The organism is Chitinophaga sp. ARDCPP14 (assembly GCF_051362515.1).
Taxonomy (GTDB): Bacteria; Bacteroidota; Bacteroidia; order Chitinophagales; family Chitinophagaceae; genus Chitinophaga.
The window spans coordinates 443,170-462,961 of the sequence record NZ_JBKIXB010000002.1; the positions used below are offsets into that span (position 1 = coordinate 443,170).

The following is a 19,792-nucleotide window of genomic DNA, read 5'->3' on the forward strand; positions in this document are numbered from 1 at the left end:
CAGTTATATTTAATCTCTAAAAGATATAAAAATGAACAAACCTGCTCCTCTGGATACGATTCCTGTAAAAAATACGATTGCCGGGCATTACGGCCGGTTTGTGCATGGCAGTAAGAGTACATTGGCTTTCTGGGAGATAAAGGCGGGATTTGAATCGCCGGTACATCAGCATCCGCATGAGCAGATCACTTATATAGCCGAAGGTACTTTTGAGATGAGCCTTGACGGGCGGAAGTATACACTGAAACAGCATGACACGCTGGTGATTCCGCCTGATACGCCGCATGGCGGGCGGGCGTTGGAAGATTGTAAGATCATCGACAGTTTCAGTCCTGCCCGGGATGATTACAGATATTAAAAAGAAAAGGTCCTGATGGTATCAGGACCTTTTCTTTTATAATTTGATTTCTTCGTCGTTAGCGTCAAAGAAGCGATATTCAGTAAGATGGTAATTGGAGTCAGCTTTGAGTTTGATCCATTTTTTATATTGGAAGTACCATTTCCATTGTTTGGATGCCAGGAATCCTTTGGTAAGGAAGGCATGCAGTATGGGGTGAACGCGGATGGTGAGGCCTTTGTGTTGGTGATTAAGCAGGTATTGCAGGTTCTTTTCAATGTCTTCGAGGATCAGCATGGATGCACCGATTTTACCGGTTCCTCTGCAGGTAGGGCAATCTTCTGCCACGGAGATGGTGATCTCAGGTTTTACCCGTTGGCGGGTAATTTGCATGAGTCCAAACTTCGAGATAGGCAGGATGGTGTGTTTAGCTCTGTCCTGGGCCATGAATTTCTCCATAGCTTCAAAGATAGCTTTCTTGTTTTCCGGCAGTTTCATATCAATGAAGTCAATGATAATGATACCGCCCAGATCGCGCAGTCTTAATTGCCGGGCTATTTCAGCAGCTGCCTCCAGGTTGGATGCGAGGGCATTTTGTTCCTGGTTGTTGCTGGAGCTTTTGTATCCGCTGTTTACGTCTACAACGTGTAGTGCTTCTGTGGCTTCAATGATGAGATATACGCCGCTGTCGAGGTTCACGGTTTTACCGAAGGAGGCTTTCACCTGCCGGGTAATCCCGAAGTTGTCGAAGATGGGGGAACCGTTGTTGTAATAGTTAACGATATCAGACTTTTCCGGCGCAATCTTTTGGATATACGTTTTGGTGTCAGTGTAGATATTTTTATCGTTTACAACGATGCGGTTAAAGCTCTCATTGAGCAGATCACGGAGGATGCTGGCGGTTTTGGTTTGCTCGCTCAGGATCTTTTGCGGGGCTACGCCTCCACTGAGATTTGCCTGGATATTTTTCCAGGTTTGAACGAGGGTGGTCAGATCTTCGTGTAATTCTGCAGTTTTCTTTCCTTCAGCGGCGGTGCGTACAATAACGCCAAAGTTGGGCGTTTTGATGGCTTCCACGATTTTCTGCAATCTTTTTCTTTCTTCGGAGGAGTGGATTTTTTTAGAAACCGCAACAATATCATTAAAGGGTGTTAACACTATAAATCTTCCGGGTAAAGAAATTTCGCAGCTAAGGCGTGGGCCTTTAGAAGAAATGGGTTCTTTCAGAATTTGTACGAGGATATTGGGTTTACCGCCCAGTACATCCGTAATTTTACCGGTCTTGACTATTTCCGGTTCATTTTTAAATTTGGTAAAATCAAATCCATCGGGCGTTTTATCGCTGATGGCCATTGAAGTAAATTTAAGAATGGAGCGGATATAGGGGCTGAGATCCGTGTAATGTAAAAAGGCATCTTTTTCAAAGCCTACGTCGACAAATGCAGCATTTAAGCCGGGTATCAGCTTTTTCACCTTGCCCAGGTACAAATCGCCTACTGAGAAGTTAGGATTGCCACTTTCGTGATGTAACTCCACTAGCTTCTTATCTTCCAGTAACGCAATTTCCACCCCTGTGGGAGCCGCATTTATAATAAGTTCCTTATTCAAGCGTCCAAAATTTTAACCTTTAAAACTTCACCTTTATGCTATGCACACGGCTATTTAAGAACAGCTTACTGCATACCAAAACAATAGCTCACCTATAAAGTTAGCGTATTTCTTCACGTTCGTGATGAATGGATTGCTTAAGGGTTCAGCGATCACTGCAGGTAATGTCCGGAGAATTCAATTGCGGGATCTATGGAAACAACCTGCATGACTATAGCAATTTAAGAAGTAAATGCTAGAATCATGCAGGATATATGAAAATTTTTATCCGACCACCGCGCCGGGAGCATACCTTGTTAGTATAAATGGCGGGAAACTGGAGTAATTATTTCTTCTTACTTTTATGCCGGTTCTTTCTCAGTCTTTTTTTACGCTTGTGAGTGGCAATTTTATGTCTTTTTCTTTTCTTACCGCAAGGCATACGCTGATACTTTTTTAAATGATTGAAAAATAATATTATTGAATACTTTTAATATAACTATCTACTTCCTTCTTCAGTTCTGGATCGGTCATGAGTTGTTTGCTTTTTTCAAACAGTTCAATCGCTTTCTTCTTATCTCCCTTGCTTCTGTACGATTCTGCCAGCACAAATAACACTTTTGCGTTATCCGGGTGGTTCTTCGCAACGCCTTCCAGTCTTTCGATAGCTTTATCGTACTGACCTGATGTAATAGCAAGGTTAGCTAAAGTAACCTGTGCATCAATATTATCAGGGTGTGCTGCAACGACTTCTCTCAGCTTTGCTACGCCGGTCATAGGTTCGCCGGTGTTCATGTACACCATGGCCTGTGATATTTTCAGCGTATCGTTTGCCGGATTCAATTGTATCGCCTGGTCAAACAAAGTGATTGCCTGCTGGGCTTCCCATTTTGCTACGCGCGGATCTTCTGCATGTTGCAAGTGGGCCAAAAATAAATTGGCTGCAAAGGTGAGGCTTTTTTCGGAATTTTCCAACTTAGCGGCTTCGCCAAGATAATATGCGGCTACGGGCAGCTGGTTGAGGCTGTCCCAGGTGTTGTACAATTGATGGTACGCGGCTATCTGTTGGGTTTTCACATCCCCGCGGACAACATTTGTTTCAATAGTATTTACCTGTAAAAGTTTTTCAGCAGGAATTTTCCCTTTAGCTGTTTCCAGCAGTTCGGAGAAGGCAATAGGTGCTACATCCTGTCCACCCTGCATAGGGGCGGCAGATGACATAGGTTTCTTTTCTGACCGGGGCACAGTACGGCCAAAGGCGAATAATATCACCAATAGTGCTACCGCAGCACCCACCAGAAGAACTTGTGATTTTTGCATCGCCTAAATTATTAGGCTGCAAAACTAAGAACTTTTGAGCTTCTTTACTTCAGCAACAAATTCTTTCGAAGGTTTAAATGCCGGAATAAAGTGCTCGGGGATCTCCACAGCTACGTTCTTCTTGATGTTACGCCCAATCTTGGCGGCCCGTTTTTTTGTGATAAAACTTCCAAACCCACGGATATAAATATGTTCTCCGTTAGCAAGAGCTTCTTTCACCTCTTTAAACATGGCCTCAAGTGTGACTAATACATCAACTTTGGGGATGCCGGTTTTTTCAGCAATGTTGTTAATTAAATCAGCTTTTCTCATATGAAAGCGAGAGGATTACTTTACTCTCAAAGTTAATTTAAAAATTCTAATTGCTGAATTTTAAGCAAATAAATTTTATCATTTTTTCTTATAACTGGTATTGGCGATAAATTATATTTATTTGCAGGCCCGGAAATAGGTATCCGGTATACCTCATAGGGTTTTTGTACAGCATTTGCCATATCAATATACTAAATAATTTTATTAAAATAATATATAAATGATATCACCCCGACAATTTTTTACCGAAAAATTACTGGAATGGAACCGGGAAACGAATACCCGCAACATGCCCTGGAAGGGTGAAAAAAATCCCTACCGGATCTGGTTATCTGAAATCATTCTCCAGCAAACCCGCGTGGAACAAGGCTGGCCATACTATGAGCGGTTTATTCAACACTACCCCACCGTTGAAAAACTGGCTGCCGCACCGGATGAAGAAGTGTTCCGTTTATGGCAGGGACTGGGATATTATGCCCGCTGTAAAAATATGCTGGCAGCCGCCAGGGAAATTTCGGCTACCTATCAAGGTAAGTTCCCCGACCAGTATGAACGGATTAAAGCGCTTAAAGGAATAGGTCCCTATACGGCCGCAGCCATCGCCTCTTTCGCCTTCAATCTTCCTTACGCCGTGCTGGATGGCAACGTTTTCAGGGTCCTCTCCCGCTATTTCGGGATTGAAACACCGATCGACAGCACCGCGGGAAAGAAGCAGTTCGATGTGCTTGCCCAGGAACTGCTGCCGCAAGGCCACTCTGCTGAATATAACCAGAGTATCATGGACTTTGGCGCAGTGGTATGCAAGCCCCAGCAGCCCTTTTGCGGGGAATGTGTGCTCCGCAAAAAATGCGTGGCCCTGCATGAACATCTTGTTCCACTTCTCCCGGTAAAAACAAAAAAACTCCTGATCAAAAAAAGATATTTCAATTATCTCCTAGTTCATTATAAGGAAGGTATATATATCCGCAAAAGAACAGATAGCGATATCTGGCAAAACCTGCATGAGTTTGTTCTCATTGAAACAGCTGGTCCGTCGGACATCACCGCGCTGCAATCGTCCGGAGCCTTTGAACCGCTGCTGGGAAAAATGCCTTTCGAAATAGACCGGGTGTCTGCTCCATTTAAGCAGCAACTCACCCATCAAACCATTCACAGCCAGTTCATTAGCATCACCGTGAAGAAGGTGCCGGCCATCCCCGGGTATACCCTGGTACCCCGCAACAGCCTGAATAGATATGCCTTTCCCAAGACCATCACCACTTTTCTGGAAAGTAATCACCTGCAATTATTCTAGTGAACACGCATAGAGAATAAAAATATACATTAAGTGTTAAGGCACTTTAGGAATAGTGCCTGGTAACAAAATCCGGCTTAACCTGCTGCCAGTAAGAAATTTTTCCCTATCGATTGGAAAAAAATATTAACTTTAAGAAGGTTGTTTATTTATTAAAAGAAGAACTTTTTAACAATAGACTAAAAAAACCTACAACTATGAGAGGTGTTAATAAAGTAATCCTGATAGGCAATTTGGGCAGAGATCCGGATGTACAGTTTCTGGAAGGGAATATTGCAGTAGCCAAATTTTCACTGGCTACCACTGAAACATTCAAGGACAGAGCCGGCAAGCTCATTTCACAAACAGAGTGGCATACGGTGGTGCTATGGCGGGGACTGGCCGAACTGGCGCAGAAATACCTGCACAAAGGCAGTCTTGTTTATATTGAAGGCCGCTTGCGCACCCGCAGCTGGGAAGACAAAGAAGGCAATAAGAAATTTGCCACCGAAGTTGTAGGAGATAACCTGGTTATGCTGGATAAACGCATGGACCTCAACAACCAAGATCACCCCATACCTCACCATAGCAGTACAGGGTCAGGCAGTGGAGAAAGCTTTCCGGGACTGGAAATACCACCTTCACTGAACGAACCCGCAGACGATCTGCCTTTTTAGTTGCAAAAAAATATTAAGTTTTGAATGTACGTAATCCCATATAGGGACATTACTTATATTTGCGTGCAGGGAAAGCAATTCCATGAATTACTTTCCCCTATTTTTTGATTAATTACATCAAAGTTGAACATCTTGGGCATCCTTTCGGCAAGCTACGTATCCTATTTTTTACAAGCCAGCGCACCAATTGGCGCCCCTAACGTGGTGGTATTTCTGCTTGTTATTTTTATTCTGCTGCTGCTAACCTTTATTGTTTCCGGTGCGGAAGTAGCTTTCTTTTCCCTTAATCACAAGGATCTGAATGTGCTTAAAACACGCCAGAACGCATCCGGCAAACTAATTACCCGGTTGCTGGAAAAACCTAAATCACTGCTCGCTTCCTTACAAATTGCAGGTATATTGCTCATGATCGCCTTTATTATGATCACCAATTACCTCGTTACCCAGATGGAAGACCTGCAAACACTGCCGGTAGTATCCCTCCTGGTAAGGATTTCCGCGATCTGTCTCATCTTATTGTTCTTCGGCCAGATACTCCCCAGGGTATGGGCAGCTCAAAACAATATCCGTTTTGCCACCTATTTCGCCTGGTTCGTAAGCGGTGTACATGCCACCATGGAACCGGTCAGCGATTTTTTTGTGGGCCTCAGCACCAGCATTGAAGATCGTTTCTTTCACCGTGGCAGCGGTCCGGTTAATTACCACGAAATTGATGAGGCCATCGAAATGAGCGTGGACGCCACCGCCTCCCAGGAGGAAAAAAATATCCTGAAAGGCATTCTGAAATTTGGCAATATTACCGTAAAACAGATCATGCGCGGCCGTTTGGACGTAAATGGCGTGGAATATGACAGCACTTTCGGCGATATCGTGAAAAGCGTAGCCGACCTGCATTATTCCCGCCTGCCTGTTTATAAGGATAACCTGGATAACATCGTAGGCGTTATCCATACCAAGGACCTGCTGCCTCACCTCGACAAAGGCAACACCTTCGACTGGCACGAAGTAATGCGCCAGCCTTTCTTTGTACATGGCCATAAACTGATCGAAGACCTCCTTTCTGAATTCCAGAGCCGGCGAATGCACTTTGCAGTAGTAGTGGATGAATTTGGCGGTACCTCCGGTATTGTAACCCTGGAAGATATCATGGAAGAGGTAATCGGCGATATTAAAGACGAATTTGATGAAGAAGAATTTAACTACAACAAAGTAGATAACTTCACTTACGTATTCGAAGGCAAAACCATGCTGAACGACGTTTGCCGCATCATGAACATCTCCCCTGAAACATTTGAAACCGTAAAAGGCGAAAGTGACTCTCTCGGTGGTCTTATACTTGAACTGGCCGGAAAATTTCCTGAAGAAAACAGCGTTATTAACTACAATAACTTCGATTTCACTGTACTGGAAGTCAATAAAATGAGGATCCAGAAAGTACAGGTAACCATCAGGCCGGATGCAGCTGATAAAGTGTAACTGCCTGCTAAATAAGCGTAAAATGCCAGCGATTAAAGGAAAGGCCCTCACCCTGTTCGTGGGGCTGATGTGTATATTTGCCGCCTGTGAAAACGTACCCACACCAAAGCCCAGAGGCTATTTCCAGGTGAAATTTCCGGAGAGAAAATACCGCACCTTCGATATGCCCGGATACCCCTATACGTTTGAGTACCCGGCATACGCCAATATCATCAAAGACACCTCCTTTTTTGGCGCAGCACCGGAAAACCCGTACTGGATCAATATTGACTTCCCCTCCCTGAACGGGAAAATTTATATGAGCTACAAGATCATCGGCCCCGGTAACAACAGTTTCCGCAAGCTGGTAGACGATGCTTTTAAAATGACCTACAAGCATACCTATAAGGCCGAATACATCGACGAAAACAAGATCCATACAGCTAATAACGTAAGCGGCACCTTCTATGAAGTAGGTGGTAATGCCGCCTCTTCAAAGCAATTCTTTGCTACCGATTCCGTAAAACACTTCCTGCGCGGCGCCCTTTATTTTGATGTTACGCCCAATGCAGATTCCCTCGCACCCGTTTACCGGTTCCTGGAACAGGATATGTGGCATATGGTAGAAACCCTGCGCTGGAGATAAGCCCTGAATGCTGTAACTTTGTGGTCTTAAATAAGATTGTCTGTCTGTTATTTCAGGCAAAAGAGCATTCCAGATGATTATCATTGACGATAAATACATAAGTGACGAAGTAATTGAGGAGCAATTCGTATGCAATCTGTCCGCTTGTAAAGGCGCATGTTGCGTAGCGGGCGATTGTGGGGCTCCGCTGGATAAAACGGAAGTTAAAACCCTGAAGAAAATTTATCCGAAGATTAAATCTTACCTGCGGGAAGATGGTATCAAAGAAATTGAACACACTGGTACCAATACTACCGACGATGAGTATGGATATGTTACCCCGATTGTAAATAAAGGTATTTGTGCATACGCAACCATAGACGATCACGGTGTAGTAGGTTGTGGCATCGAGAAAGCATACAATGATGGTGTGGTTGATTTTAAAAAACCGATTTCCTGTCACCTGTACCCTATCCGTATTAAAAAGTACGAAACATTTGAAGCAGTAAATTATGACCGCTGGGAGGTTTGCAAACCCGCGTGTAAGAACGGTAAAACCCTTCAAGTGCCAGTGTATCGTTTCCTTAAAGATGCTTTGGTCAGAAAATACGGCACGGAATTTTATGAAGTGCTGGATAACATCGCAAGAAAAGAACACGGGTAAATCATTTTCGGATTTAACTATCTTTAATTAGGAATATTGCTTGCTTATGCATCAAACAGCATCTACTTTTCTGGAAGAAAGTGAAAAGAAAGCGTCTGATCTCGGCCACCGCCAGACGATCAACTTCAATATAGGCAAATACAATACAGCTGTAAAGGCCGGTAAACAACAGTTTACGGATTTACCTGGCGCAAGGGAAAGGGCCAAGAATATCAAGTGGAGAGCTATTGAGCACCTGGATAATCACCTGGAAGAATTTGAGCAAAACTTTACCCGTCGCGGCGGCAAGGTCATCTGGGCTGAAACTGCCGAACAGGTACAACAGGAAATACTGGCCATATGCCAGGCGAAACAATGCAAAAGCATTGTAAAAAGCAAGTCAATGGCCACCGAAGAAGTACACCTGAATGCCTTTATGGAAAGTAATGGCATCGAATGTGTAGAAACTGACCTCGGCGAATACATACAGCAACTCGACGGAGAGCCGCCCTACCACATCGTTACCCCGGCCATGCACAAAAGCAAGGAAGATGTGGCCCGCTTGTTTGCGGAAAAACTTGGCACTGATCCCGGTCTCACTCCGGAGCAATTAACCCTTGTTGCCCGCGAAAAACTTCGCCACAAATACCTTCAGGCCGAAATAGGTATCACCGGCGCCAACTTCATTATAGCAGATACCGGCTCCATTGCTGTTACGGAAAATGAGGGCAATGCACGTTTAACCACTGCTTTCCCCAAAACGCATATCGTACTGGTAGGTATTGAAAAAGTACTTCCTTCTATTACAGACCTCAGCCTGTTCTGGCCTTTACTGGCGACCTATGGCACCGGTCAGCAGATCACCGCTTACAACAGTATTTTCAGCGGTCCCCGGCAGGAAGGTGAAATAGACGGTCCGGAAGAAATGTATGTCATCCTGATGGACAATGGCCGTACCAACATCCTTCAGGATACTACTGCACGTGAAAGCTTATACTGCATCCGTTGCGGCTCCTGCCTCAACGCCTGCCCTGTTTATAAAAATATTGGTGGGCACTCTTATGCTGCCACTTACAGCGGCCCTATCGGCGCTGTCATTACTCCTCATCTCAAAGGGATGGATTCCTACATGCACCTGAGTTTTGCCTCATCGTTGTGTGGTAATTGTACCGAAGTATGCCCGGTGCGCATTAACCTGCATGAACTGCTGCTACATAACCGTCAGAAAGCCGTAGAGGAAAACTATACTTCCGGTGGAGAAAAATTTGCGTGGTTTATGTGGAAACAAGGGAGTACCAGCCGTAAAATGATGAACATGGCCAGCGGCAGAATGAAAAATTTCCTGCTGCGAAGATTCTTTGCCAAAAGCTGGGGAGATAACAGGGAACTGCCTGTATTCGCGTCTAAATCCTTTAACCAGCAGTGGAAGGAGCGGAAATAACTACTTATCTTTTTGCACGGTAAACTTTACCCTCACCTTTACTTTAGCGGGCTTTCCGTCTGAAGCGGGTGTCCATGCGGGGCCTTCTTTGATTACCCGTATAGCTTCCGCATCACAGGCCTCATTCAGATGACGGATGACTTTAAAGTTTTGCAGGCTACCATCCGGCATAACGATGAAGGATACTCGCACTGTACCACTGTATTTATTTTCCGGGTTAACTGTTTTGGTTTTCAGATAGTTTTCAAAGGCTGTTTCCCCTGTTATCGGAGCGGGTTCCCGGTAATCGGTGTTATCAGCATCATCGGACGAGACTTCTACCCCGGCCACTTTTCCGGCTAATGCAGTCTCTGTACTGGAGTCGAAAACAGAGTCGCGTCTGAGCACACTCACCGACCCTGTGACATTTTTCCTCTTCTGCACACCGTAACCCACTACTACTACGTCGTTTAATGCGTTATGCTGGCTGTCTGGTATATTCAGCATCTTACTTCGTCCCCTGATCATTATCTGTTTCTCTTTTTCGGCAGAAGGAGGAGGAATAAAGTTCCGCTGCTGGTCCGTGCGTTCGGCCTGAGCGGCCGGTACAGCAGCAAACATATCTGCTGTGTCAGACACTCTTTTGTTCTCAAGAGAAATTGTTTTGTCTGCTGCTTCGCTTTTGAAGTCGGGCTTTGTTTTATAGGCGCCTGCTGCCTGTTCTTCCTTTGCTTGCTTCTCAACTGTTAGCGGCTTAACGGGTGTTGCAGGCATAATTTTTTTAGCGGGATGATCAGCACTTACCGCCGATGGGGCGGTGTCTCCATGTTCGGAGTATACCGGTGCCGTCTCCGGTGATGGTTTTGGCGTGCTTACGTTGGCAATAGGTGCTGTTCGCTGTTGGTTCCAAAGGAACCAGCCTGCAGAAAACATCAACAATAAAATAGCTGCTGCCGCTGCGGCCCGGTAAATCATGGGACGGATGCGGCCTCTGGGCGCGACCCTTTCCGACAGCCTGGAGGCAAGATCTTCCTGGTGGACCGTTTGTTCCGGAGCGTGCAGTGCATAGCCTTCCAGCGCGTCGGCCAGGAACGGATCGTCCAGGGCCTGGCGTTCCAGGGCATGCATGGCTTTATCGTCCAGCTCTCCCGCTAGGTATTGGCGGATGAGCCCGGCGAGTTCTTCCGGTTTTATATGTGGCCGCTTGTCAGTCATCTTGTTGTTCCATACATATTTTCAGGTTACGCTTTCCGTTCTGGATGTAGCTTTTTACCTTATTCATTTCATATCCTGTAATAACGCTCACTTCCCGGTAGCTCTTCTCTTTCAGGTAAAACAAGTCTACACTGCGTTTTTGTTCTTCCGGTAAAGTTTCCAGGCATTTTTCCATACTCTGCAGGTTATCTTCCAGTGATACGCCGTTTTCATGATGCCCGTTTTCACCGTTTTCCACAACGAGGTGATCATCAATAGATACCTGCCGGGATTCCTTATTTTTCATTGCCCGCAGCTTCATTAAGCAATGATTACGGGCAAGTACATGCAACCAGCTTTTAAAATTCTGAACTTCGTGTTGCTTTACCTTGATAATTAGTTCCTCAAAGATCTGCATTACGGCATCTTTGCTGGCTTCTTCATCAAAATATCTCAGGCATACCCCATATACCAGGTTCATGTAACGCTGGTAAAGGGCGGCAAGAAAATCCAGTTTACCGGTGGTTTTAAACTCCCCGATCAACCAGGCATCATCTGCATCCTGCATGATATTTTGTTGAATAAAAGACATTTGTAGCAGCTATTCGCTTATGGCCTTGGCTTTTAGGATGATATTGATTTACAAGTCGACAATACTATTATTTTTTTTGAATATTATGAGATGAAAATAAGAAAGCACCGGGAATTCCGGTGCTTTCTCTTAAAAATTCCAATAATTACGATTAGTGTCTGAAGTGGCGCATGCCGGTCATTACCATTACCATATCATGCTCTTTACAGAATTCAATGGAGTCGTTATCCCTCATAGAGCCACCAGGCTGGATTACTGCTGTAATGCCATGTTCGTGGGCAATGCTTACACAATCATTGAAGGGGAAGAAAGCATCGGAAGCCATTGCTGCACCTTTCAGATCGAAACTAAACTGGCCGGCCTTTTCAATGGCGTGGCGCAGTGCGTCGATGCGAGAGGTTTGGCCACATCCTTTACCAATCAGCTGCTGATCTTTTACCAATGCGATCGCATTGGATTTCAGGTGTTTACAAACGATGTTGGCAAACTCCAGGTCAGATTTTTCAGCGGGTGTAGCAGGACGGGCGCCTACTTCGTTCCATTCTTTGTAGTTACCATTATCGCTGTCCTGCAGTAAAACGCCGTTCAATACATTTTTAAACATGTATTTGCTCTTTACCGGTTGTTTCTGTTCCAGGAGGATGCGGTTCTTTTTGGCCTGCAGCACGGTCAGTGCATCGGCATCAAAACCAGGAGCGATGAGGATTTCGAAGAAAATTTCACTGATGGATTCGGCAGTGGTTTTGTCGATTACCCTGTTGGTTACCAGTACGCCGCCAAAAGCGCTTTCCTTGTCGCCTGCCAGTGCTGCATCCCAGGCTTCTTTCAGTGTGCCACGGGAAGCAATGCCGCAAACGTTCGTATGCTTGATCACAGCGAAGGTAGTCGCTTCAAATTCCTGGATCAGCTGGCACGCAGCGTCTACATCCACCAGGTTGTTGAAGGATAATTCCTTACCATGTAATTTGTTAAAGATTTCATCCAGGTTACCATAGAAAACACCACGCTGATGTGGGTTTTCGCCATAGCGGTTCACTTGTCCTTCCGGAATAGAGAGCTGGAAATTTACGCCGGGCTCATTATTCAGGAAATACTGGGAGATCGCCACATCATAGTGAGCGCATACTTCAAACGCTTTGGCAGCAAAGCTTCTGCGATCTTCAATGGTGGTAGCGCCGTTGTTATCGGTCAGTACCTTTTCGAGGTCGGCGTATTGATCTTTCGAAGCAACAATCACCACATCTTTGTAGTTCTTGCCGGCTGCGCGGATCAGTGACACCCCGCCTATATCAATTTTTTCGATGATGGTTTGTTCTACCGTCGTGCTTTTTACGGTTTCCTCAAACGGATACAGGTCAACGATTACCAGGTCTATTTCCGGAATCTGGTATTCCTTCAGTTGTTCCAGATCCTGTGGATTATCACGGCGGGCCAGAATACCACCAAATACCTTAGGATGCAGGGTTTTAACACGTCCACCCAAAATAGACGGGTAAGCAGTCAGGTCTTCTACTGCTACACATTTCACACCCAGGTCCTCAATAAATTTTTGGGTACCGCCGGTGGAATAGATGGTAACACCTTGTTCACCTAATTTTTTAACAATGTTCTCCAGGTTATCTTTATAGAAAACGGAGATCAGCGCTGATTTAATTTGCTTTTGCATGAATGGAAAACATTAGAAATTAATAACATAGGCTCCCTGGTCCGGAACCGAAAAGAAGCGCAAAGTTAACACGTAACAATCACTTTTCCATTTCTCAATCCTTCGCGCACTATTTGAAGCCGCAAAAATGAGCGTATCAAATGTATAAAAATCACACAGGTACCTGATATTCACTGGTGTATTACGTGTTAATAAAATATAATTGGTCTTAAATTTTTCAGATGGCGCCCGATCCGGCAATGCGCTGTCTATAATCAGTATCCGTTTTCCCTCGAAGCTCAGGAAGCGGCCATATTGCTGAAAAGAAGCGGGTGTACCGGCATGCGCGCGCAGGTTTGCGCGCGTGTTCAGGAGTTGCTGTGCTACGGGTAATTGCCATACACTATCATTGCCGGCAAATTGTACCAGGTTACCTTTAATACAATCAATGGCCGTATAGGCGGGCACGTTATAGATAATAATACTGCATTGTCTCTTGCAGGCGGTCACCCAACTGACACGGGCGATCAGAAACCCCCAGATACAAAGAAGTCCCATCCACAATCCGGGTCGGAACCTTACCAGTAGCCACAGCGCCAGTGCCGCGATCAGCAGATAAAGCAGTACGGTTTGCGCCAGCGAACAGTGAATATCCCTGATCACTGCACCAGGCAACTCTCCAATCCACCTGATGCAGCTATTCATTCCGAGGATCATATATTTCAATGCACTGCCCAGCCAAACCGCCGGCTTTCCCAAAGGCGACAGGAGCAACAATATTACTTCTCCGTAAATGATTAGGGTTGACAGCGGCACCGCGATCAGGTTAGCCGGTAAAAAATAATTGGGAAACTGGTGAAAGTAAAATAGGCTCACCGGTGTGGTGATCAGTTGTGCCGCCAACGACACCGCCGTCATTTGCCAAAGCCAGTCTGCCCACCGGCGTTTCCACTCGAACAGATGGTAAATAGGTTGGTAAAAAAGCAGAATGCTGAGTACGGCGAGGTACGACAACTGAAACCCTGCATCCACTACCAGGTAGGGATTAAAACATAGTAACATGGCTGCGGAAGCCGCCAAAGTATTGTAAATGCTGCTATACCGGTGCAATACAAAATGTCCGACAGTAATACCTGTAAACATCACCGCAGAACGGAGTACAGAGGCAGATGCACCGGTGAGTAAGGCAAATCCCCACAGCACAACGAGGATGATCACTGCTTTTGTTACATGCATCCAGCGATGGGCTGGTAGCCATTGTAGCAACCATAGCAGTGTACTGTACAACAGCGCAAGATGCATTCCCGAAATAGCAATCACGTGCACAATACCAGTATTACTGTAGCTCTGCACCACATCCTGGTCAAGGTCCTGGCGGTAACCAATAAGCAATGCTTCTGCCATACCGGCTTCCGGTCCGTTACCAATATACTTTTTCAGATTATACAGGCAATAATCCCTTGCCTGCAGCAATAACCTGCTTACCGGATGCCCACGATTATACGGTAACAGGTAAAAGTCTGCCGGGCCGAGATACACCTGCTGGTAAACCTGTTGTGTTACCATATATTGCTGATAGTTAAACGCCCCGGGGTTACCGTTAAATTTGATGAATTCGGGCCGTTTCCGGGCAATTAATTCGTCTCCGTAGTGAAGAGCAGGCGAAAGACTGTCCTTGCCCGTATAAAGCAATAAACAGCCTTTAACAGGCACCCATTCACCCTCTTTGCAAACGGCTATTACCTGTGCGGTGGTTTTAAAGGAACGGGGCTTTTCCTGTGGAGGTTCATTTATGCGCAACAGGTAAAATGGTGTATCGACCAGGTACCTATCGTAAAAACCTTTGCTATGGCGGATATCGGCATTATATAACAGCAAACCGCCACAACAACAGATCAACAGGGAGCATAATATTCCTGGTAGCCAGGCCGAGGCAAAACGCCATTGCAGCGGTAAAAAACGAAACGCTGATACACCTGCCATGCAACAACAGGCTACTGTAATGTACCAAACAGGATTCACCGGTATATACAGCTGAAGGGTAATTCCAGCTACTAATGGTGCGATGATACGCAGAAAAGGTGCACGCTTCCACCATTTCACAACAAACAATGCAGATTCAAATTCCATGCAGGGTTAACTTTATCGGGTAAACAAACCTCGCATTTATGAGTAGTAAAAGCGTTTTGGAAATGTTAAAAGGGGATGTTTCTGACTGCTAATATTTATATATGATATCTTGAAAACTTTCACTTTACCTAAATAAATCCCGGCAAACTAATAAAGCTCATCTTCTTTTTAAGTTATTAATAATCATATAGTATCATATTATACACTACCGCATCTGTTATTGATTAGTTAACATCTCTTTTAAATATAATATTATTTGTAAACTGCATTACCGGTCACGCTATATGAATTGTATCAAGATTCAATAGTCGTGTCTTTAATGGTTATTTTGAGGGAAAAGAAGGAGCCTGATTTTTATCAGGCTCTGTTCATTTTCAGATAAAACGATTTATACATAAAAAAGCCCTTCCGATGTAACGGAAGGGCTTTTAATATTTGGTTTCTTAACAGGAAACTACTTGCTCAGATACATACTCTTTTCTTTGAAAAGCTGTCTGAAATACGGGTCACGCAGATCCTTGATAAAGCGGATCGCTTCTCCTGTAGATTTCATTTCAGGTCCGAGTTCCTTGTTTACACCCGGGAACTTATTGAAAGAAAATACCGGCTCCTTAATAGCAAAACCTGTAAGATTCTTTACAATGGTAAAGTCCTTCAGCTTATTGGCGCCTATCATCACTTTAGTGGCAATGTTCAGGTAAGGTACCTGGTAAGCTTTCGCAATAAACGGTGTAGTACGCGATGCACGCGGATTAGCTTCGATCACAAACACATTACCATCTTTAATGGCAAACTGGATGTTGATCAAACCACGGATATCAAGTGCACGTGCAATCTTTTCTGCATAGTACTCCATAGTGGTTACCTCAATTGGCGACAGGTTGAAGGCCGGCAGCAACGCATGGCTGTCGCCACTGTGAATACCCGCTGGTTCAATATGTTCCATCACACCCATTACATGGAAATCAGTACCATCAAAAATACCATCTATTTCCGCCTCCTGACAACGATCCAGGAAGTGATCAATCAGAATTTTATTACCTGGCAGATGTCTGAGCAGGCTCAGTACAGATTCTTCCAGTTCTTCTTCATTGATAACAATCCTCATGCGCTGCCCACCCAATACGTAGGATGGACGCACCAGCACCGGGTAACCCACTTCTTTCGCCACATCAATAGCGTCATCCGTGTTGTAAGCAGTACCGTACTTTGGATAAGGAATACCAAGTTCTTTCAGCATGTCGGAGAAACGGCCGCGGTCTTCCGCAATATCCATGTTGTCAAAGGATGTACCTATGATCTTCACGCCATTTGCTTCCAGGCGCTTCGCCAGTTTCAACGCAGTTTGACCACCCAACTGAACAATCACACCTTCCGGTTTCTCCAGTTCTATTATTTCCCAGAGGTTTTCCCAGAACACCGGTTCGAAATACAGCTTATCCGCCATATCGAAATCGGTTGATACCGTTTCAGGGTTACAGTTCACCATGATGGCCTCATATCCGCAATCCTGGATGGCTTGCAAACCATGCGTACAGCAGTAGTCGAACTCAATACCCTGTCCAATCCTGTTGGGACCGGAACCGAGTACAATGATCTTTTTCTTATCGGTAGGAACACTTTCGTTTTCTGTATCAAAAGTAGAATAGAAGTAAGGCGTTTTTGCTTCAAACTCTGCGCTGCAGGTATCTACCATTTTAAATGTGCGGCGGATACCCAGCTCTTTACGTTTAGCGTATACTTCATCTTCATCACAATCGCCAAACAGGATAGCCAGTTGCGCGTCAGAGAAGCCCATTTTCTTGGCGTCTCTCAGCATATCAACGGAAACAGTCTGCAGGTCGAGTTCCAGCAATTGTTTTTCCAGGTTCACGATATCCTGTATCTGGTGCAGGAACCAACGATCAATAAAGGTAAGCTGGTGAATATGTTTTACCGATACGCCCGCCATCAAAGCATCTTTTATACGGAAGATACGATCCCAGGTTGGACGCTTTAATTTTTCAATCAGTTGCTCGCTCTTCATGAGTGATTTACCATAGTAACCCAATCCCAGCGCATCGTTCTCGAGGCTCTGGCAGGCTTTCTGCAGGGCTTCGGGGAAAGTACGTCCGATAGACATTACCTCTCCTACCGACTTCATCTGCAATCCTAAAGTATCATCAGCTCCTTTGAATTTATCAAAGTTCCAGCGCGGCATTTTAACGATTACATAGTCCAGTGCCGGCTCGAAAAATGCGGAAGTAGTTTTGGTGATCTGGTTTTCCAGTTCATCCAGTGTATAACCAATCGCCAGTTTCGCAGCGATTTTTGCAATCGGATAACCGGTTGCTTTGGAAGCCAGTGCAGAAGAGCGGCTTACACGCGGATTGATTTCAATGGCAATCAGCTCTTCATTTTCAGGGTTGAGAGAGAACTGCACATTACAACCACCGGCAAAGTTGCCGAGGTCGCGCATCATAACCATCGCTTTGTTACGCATGTCCTGGAAAGCGGTATCGCTCAGGGTCATTGCAGGAGCTACTGTAATGGAATCACCGGTATGGATCCCCATGGGATCAAGATTTTCCACGGTACAAATGATAACAACGTTATCATTCTTATCACGCAGCAATTCCAGTTCAAATTCTTTCCATCCGAGTACGGCTTTTTCCACCAGAACCTCATGGATCGGAGAAGCTTTTAAACCACGGTCCAGTGCTTCATCCAGGTCGTCTTTGCTATGCACAAAACCACCACCGGTACCACCCAGTGTGAAAGAAGGACGGATTACCAGCGGAAATCCTATTTCCTGGGCAAACTCTTTACCTTCCAGGTAGGAGTTCGCTGTTCTGGCAGGCGCTACGGGTATTCCCAGCCGGATCATCCACTGACGGAACTGTTCGCGATCTTCCGCCTTATCAATGGCTTTGATGTCTACTCCAATCAGGCGAACGTTATTTTTTTCCCATATTCCCAGTTCGTCTACTTCCTTACAAAGGTTCAGCGCAGTTTGGCCGCCCATCGTGGGTAATACGGCATCTATCTGGTTTTCTTCCAGAATCTGCTCAATGCTTTCCACGGTCAGCGGCAGCAAATAAACCTTATCGGCCATCATAGGATCCGTCATGATGGTAGCCGGATTGGAATTAATCAAAATCACTTTAATTCCTTCTTCCCGCAGCGAACGTGCTGCCTGGGAACCGGAATAATCAAATTCGCAAGCCTGACCAATAATAATGGGTCCAGAACCGATAATGAGTACAGATTTGATAGATGAGTCTTTTGGCATTTGTGTAATCTATTGAAAATGAAAAACCAAATTGATTTTTCTGCCGTGTGAGGGAACAAAAAAATCGTGCAAAGTTACGGGATTTGAAATTTATAAACAGAAATAAATTTTGTTTTGGGAGAAGATTTTTTGTGGAGATGGATGAATGTAGCTGAATTTATATAGAATAAATCCGTTATTTGGTAGAAATAAATCCGACATGCAAGAAATCCCCGAAGCCTGGAAAGCTGTTCAAAATAAATATGGAAGCAAGGCAATCTTTATTAAAGGTGATTATATCCAGCCGAATTACAGCTTCAATTTTGACTTTAATTATCACCTTGCAGAAGGACATTTGTCTTTTTCCTGGAGACACACCAAGAATACCTACGAACAACAGCAAAAATTCAAATGGCACGCAATCGATGACCCCAGGCGACAAATCGGAAACATCTATGATACTCAGACAGTGCTGTTAATGGAGCTACCAGTGCAAAAAAACAGGTTGAAAATTTTTACTACTGGTCCGCTCATGAACCTGTTAAACTGGCTATATCCGGGCAAAATTAGCACAGGTCACGCTAACTTTGATGAAACCTTCATCACCATTGCGAAACCAGCGTCCATAGTACCAAGTCTAATGCCATATCTGGGCTTTTTATTGCATCCCTCACTTGGCCGTTCATTGTCGCTTAATATCAGTTGGCAAGATGCAGAAACAGCACTATTCTACCTAAGACTAAAAATCAACCAATTGATAACAGATGAACAAGACCTCGAATTCATCCTGGCGAATACCTTTAAGCTGACGAATCAATTAAGCCGATGCTGATAAAGATCCCCTGATCATGATCTTCCGGGAATTACCCCGTTCCTCATTTTCCCGTATAAATACTTATCATGATTTCATCTTATTCTCCTAACTTTATCATCCGCAGTTAAAAATATACTGCGCTGCAACCCCAAAAAAGACTGGCACTAAATTCTACGACAGCCCTGCCCGCAGGGAATCCTTCTTTTATTTTTTATTTAAACACCCCAAAAATTAAACGTCATGCGCACAGCTGAAATTCATTACGGCGACAATGGTCACGTAGATGTTGCCGTTCCCAAAGGCACCAAAATGGAAGACATCGCCAAACTGCAATCCATGGTGATCAAACAAATCAATCCCCGCGGATGCCAGGCCTGCTTATCCGGTGTTCACTTTAACATCCGGGAAAAGCTGGAAGAAGTGATTAAAGTTGACCTGGATAAAATGGCGGTCATCAAAGACATTGCTATCAAACAACAACATTAATGCGGATACCGTCCCGGCCTTGCCGGGACGGT

The 19,792-nt window shown here is 44.8% G+C and carries 17 protein-coding genes; 9 read left to right on the forward strand and 8 right to left on the reverse strand.

The features are described from left to right. Positions 1-31: 31 nt before the first annotated feature. Positions 32-358, forward strand: coding sequence for a cupin domain-containing protein (locus tag ACLHR0_RS06435; RefSeq protein ID WP_370908680.1), 327 nt, complete (start codon positions 32-34; stop codon positions 356-358). Between the two features lie 36 nt (positions 359-394). Here the strand turns inward: ACLHR0_RS06435 and ACLHR0_RS06440 are convergent, their stop codons facing one another. The 3 genes from ACLHR0_RS06440 to ACLHR0_RS06450 form a co-directional block, all read right to left on the reverse strand. Further along, complete coding sequence (locus ACLHR0_RS06440; RefSeq protein WP_079471283.1) at positions 395-1,945, reverse strand: Rne/Rng family ribonuclease; 1,551 nt, start codon at positions 1,943-1,945, stop codon at positions 395-397. Between the two features lie 456 nt (positions 1,946-2,401). Continuing rightward, positions 2,402-3,244, reverse strand: coding sequence for a tetratricopeptide repeat protein (locus ACLHR0_RS06445; RefSeq protein WP_079471284.1), 843 nt, complete (start codon positions 3,242-3,244; stop codon positions 2,402-2,404). Between the two features lie 24 nt (positions 3,245-3,268). Then, positions 3,269-3,556 carry an HU family DNA-binding protein gene (locus ACLHR0_RS06450; protein WP_073084475.1) on the reverse strand — a complete coding sequence of 96 codons (288 nt, stop codon included), beginning with the start codon at positions 3,554-3,556 and terminating at the stop codon, positions 3,269-3,271. Between the two features lie 220 nt (positions 3,557-3,776). Between ACLHR0_RS06450 and mutY the strand changes: the two genes are divergently transcribed. From mutY to ACLHR0_RS06480, 6 genes are all read left to right on the forward strand, one after another. Further along, positions 3,777-4,850, forward strand: a complete 1,074-nt coding sequence (gene mutY / locus ACLHR0_RS06455) for an A/G-specific adenine glycosylase (protein ID WP_436485433.1) — start codon at positions 3,777-3,779, stop codon at positions 4,848-4,850. Positions 4,851-5,047: 197 nt separating this feature from the next. Then, entirely contained in the window at positions 5,048-5,506 is a 459-nt protein-coding gene (locus tag ACLHR0_RS06460; protein WP_079471287.1) for a single-stranded DNA-binding protein, read from the forward strand. 132 nt (positions 5,507-5,638) lie between these two features. Beyond that, positions 5,639-6,982 carry a gliding motility-associated protein GldE gene (gene gldE, locus ACLHR0_RS06465; RefSeq protein WP_429062398.1) on the forward strand — a complete coding sequence of 448 codons (1,344 nt, stop codon included), beginning with the start codon at positions 5,639-5,641 and terminating at the stop codon, positions 6,980-6,982. 22 nt (positions 6,983-7,004) lie between these two features. Then, on the forward strand, positions 7,005-7,607 hold the full coding sequence (locus ACLHR0_RS06470; RefSeq protein WP_436485436.1) for a hypothetical protein: 603 nt from the start codon (positions 7,005-7,007) through the stop codon (positions 7,605-7,607). A 73-nt stretch (positions 7,608-7,680) separates the two neighbouring features. After that, positions 7,681-8,250 carry a DUF3109 family protein gene (locus ACLHR0_RS06475; protein ID WP_370908685.1) on the forward strand — a complete coding sequence of 190 codons (570 nt, stop codon included), beginning with the start codon at positions 7,681-7,683 and terminating at the stop codon, positions 8,248-8,250. A 46-nt stretch (positions 8,251-8,296) separates the two neighbouring features. After that, the gene (locus ACLHR0_RS06480; protein ID WP_370908686.1) at positions 8,297-9,670 is read left to right on the forward strand and encodes a LutB/LldF family L-lactate oxidation iron-sulfur protein; all 1,374 of its coding nucleotides are present in this window, start codon (positions 8,297-8,299) and stop codon (positions 9,668-9,670) included. On the opposite strand, the gene ACLHR0_RS06485 is transcribed toward ACLHR0_RS06480, so the two are convergent. The 5 genes from ACLHR0_RS06485 to carB all read right to left on the reverse strand — a co-directional run bounded on the left by ACLHR0_RS06485 (position 9,671) and on the right by carB (position 18,481). Further along, the gene (locus tag ACLHR0_RS06485; RefSeq protein WP_436485438.1) at positions 9,671-10,864 is read right to left on the reverse strand and encodes a TonB family protein; all 1,194 of its coding nucleotides are present in this window, start codon (positions 10,862-10,864) and stop codon (positions 9,671-9,673) included. It lies immediately after the preceding gene. After that, complete coding sequence (locus ACLHR0_RS06490; RefSeq protein ID WP_436485440.1) at positions 10,857-11,435, reverse strand: RNA polymerase sigma factor; 579 nt, start codon at positions 11,433-11,435, stop codon at positions 10,857-10,859. The genes ACLHR0_RS06485 and ACLHR0_RS06490 overlap by 8 nt, the downstream gene beginning before the upstream one ends. Positions 11,436-11,586: 151 nt before the next feature. Further along, positions 11,587-13,101, reverse strand: a complete 1,515-nt coding sequence (gene purH / locus ACLHR0_RS06495) for a bifunctional phosphoribosylaminoimidazolecarboxamide formyltransferase/IMP cyclohydrolase (protein WP_429062394.1) — start codon at positions 13,099-13,101, stop codon at positions 11,587-11,589. 12 nt (positions 13,102-13,113) lie between these two features. Further along, entirely contained in the window at positions 13,114-15,210 is a 2,097-nt protein-coding gene (locus ACLHR0_RS06500; RefSeq protein WP_436485442.1) for a ComEC/Rec2 family competence protein, read from the reverse strand. Positions 15,211-15,664: 454 nt separating this feature from the next. After that, complete coding sequence (gene carB, locus ACLHR0_RS06505) at positions 15,665-18,481, reverse strand: carbamoyl-phosphate synthase large subunit (RefSeq protein WP_370908691.1); 2,817 nt, start codon at positions 18,479-18,481, stop codon at positions 15,665-15,667. Between the two features lie 199 nt (positions 18,482-18,680). Here carB and ACLHR0_RS06510 point away from each other — a divergent pair, with 199 nt between their 5' ends. After that, complete coding sequence (locus tag ACLHR0_RS06510) at positions 18,681-19,292, forward strand: hypothetical protein (protein WP_436485445.1); 612 nt, start codon at positions 18,681-18,683, stop codon at positions 19,290-19,292. Between the two features lie 222 nt (positions 19,293-19,514). Continuing rightward, positions 19,515-19,760 (forward strand): hypothetical protein, encoded by a 246-nt coding sequence (locus tag ACLHR0_RS06515; protein WP_370908693.1) that lies wholly within the window; start codon positions 19,515-19,517, stop codon positions 19,758-19,760. Positions 19,761-19,792: the final 32 nt, after the last annotated feature.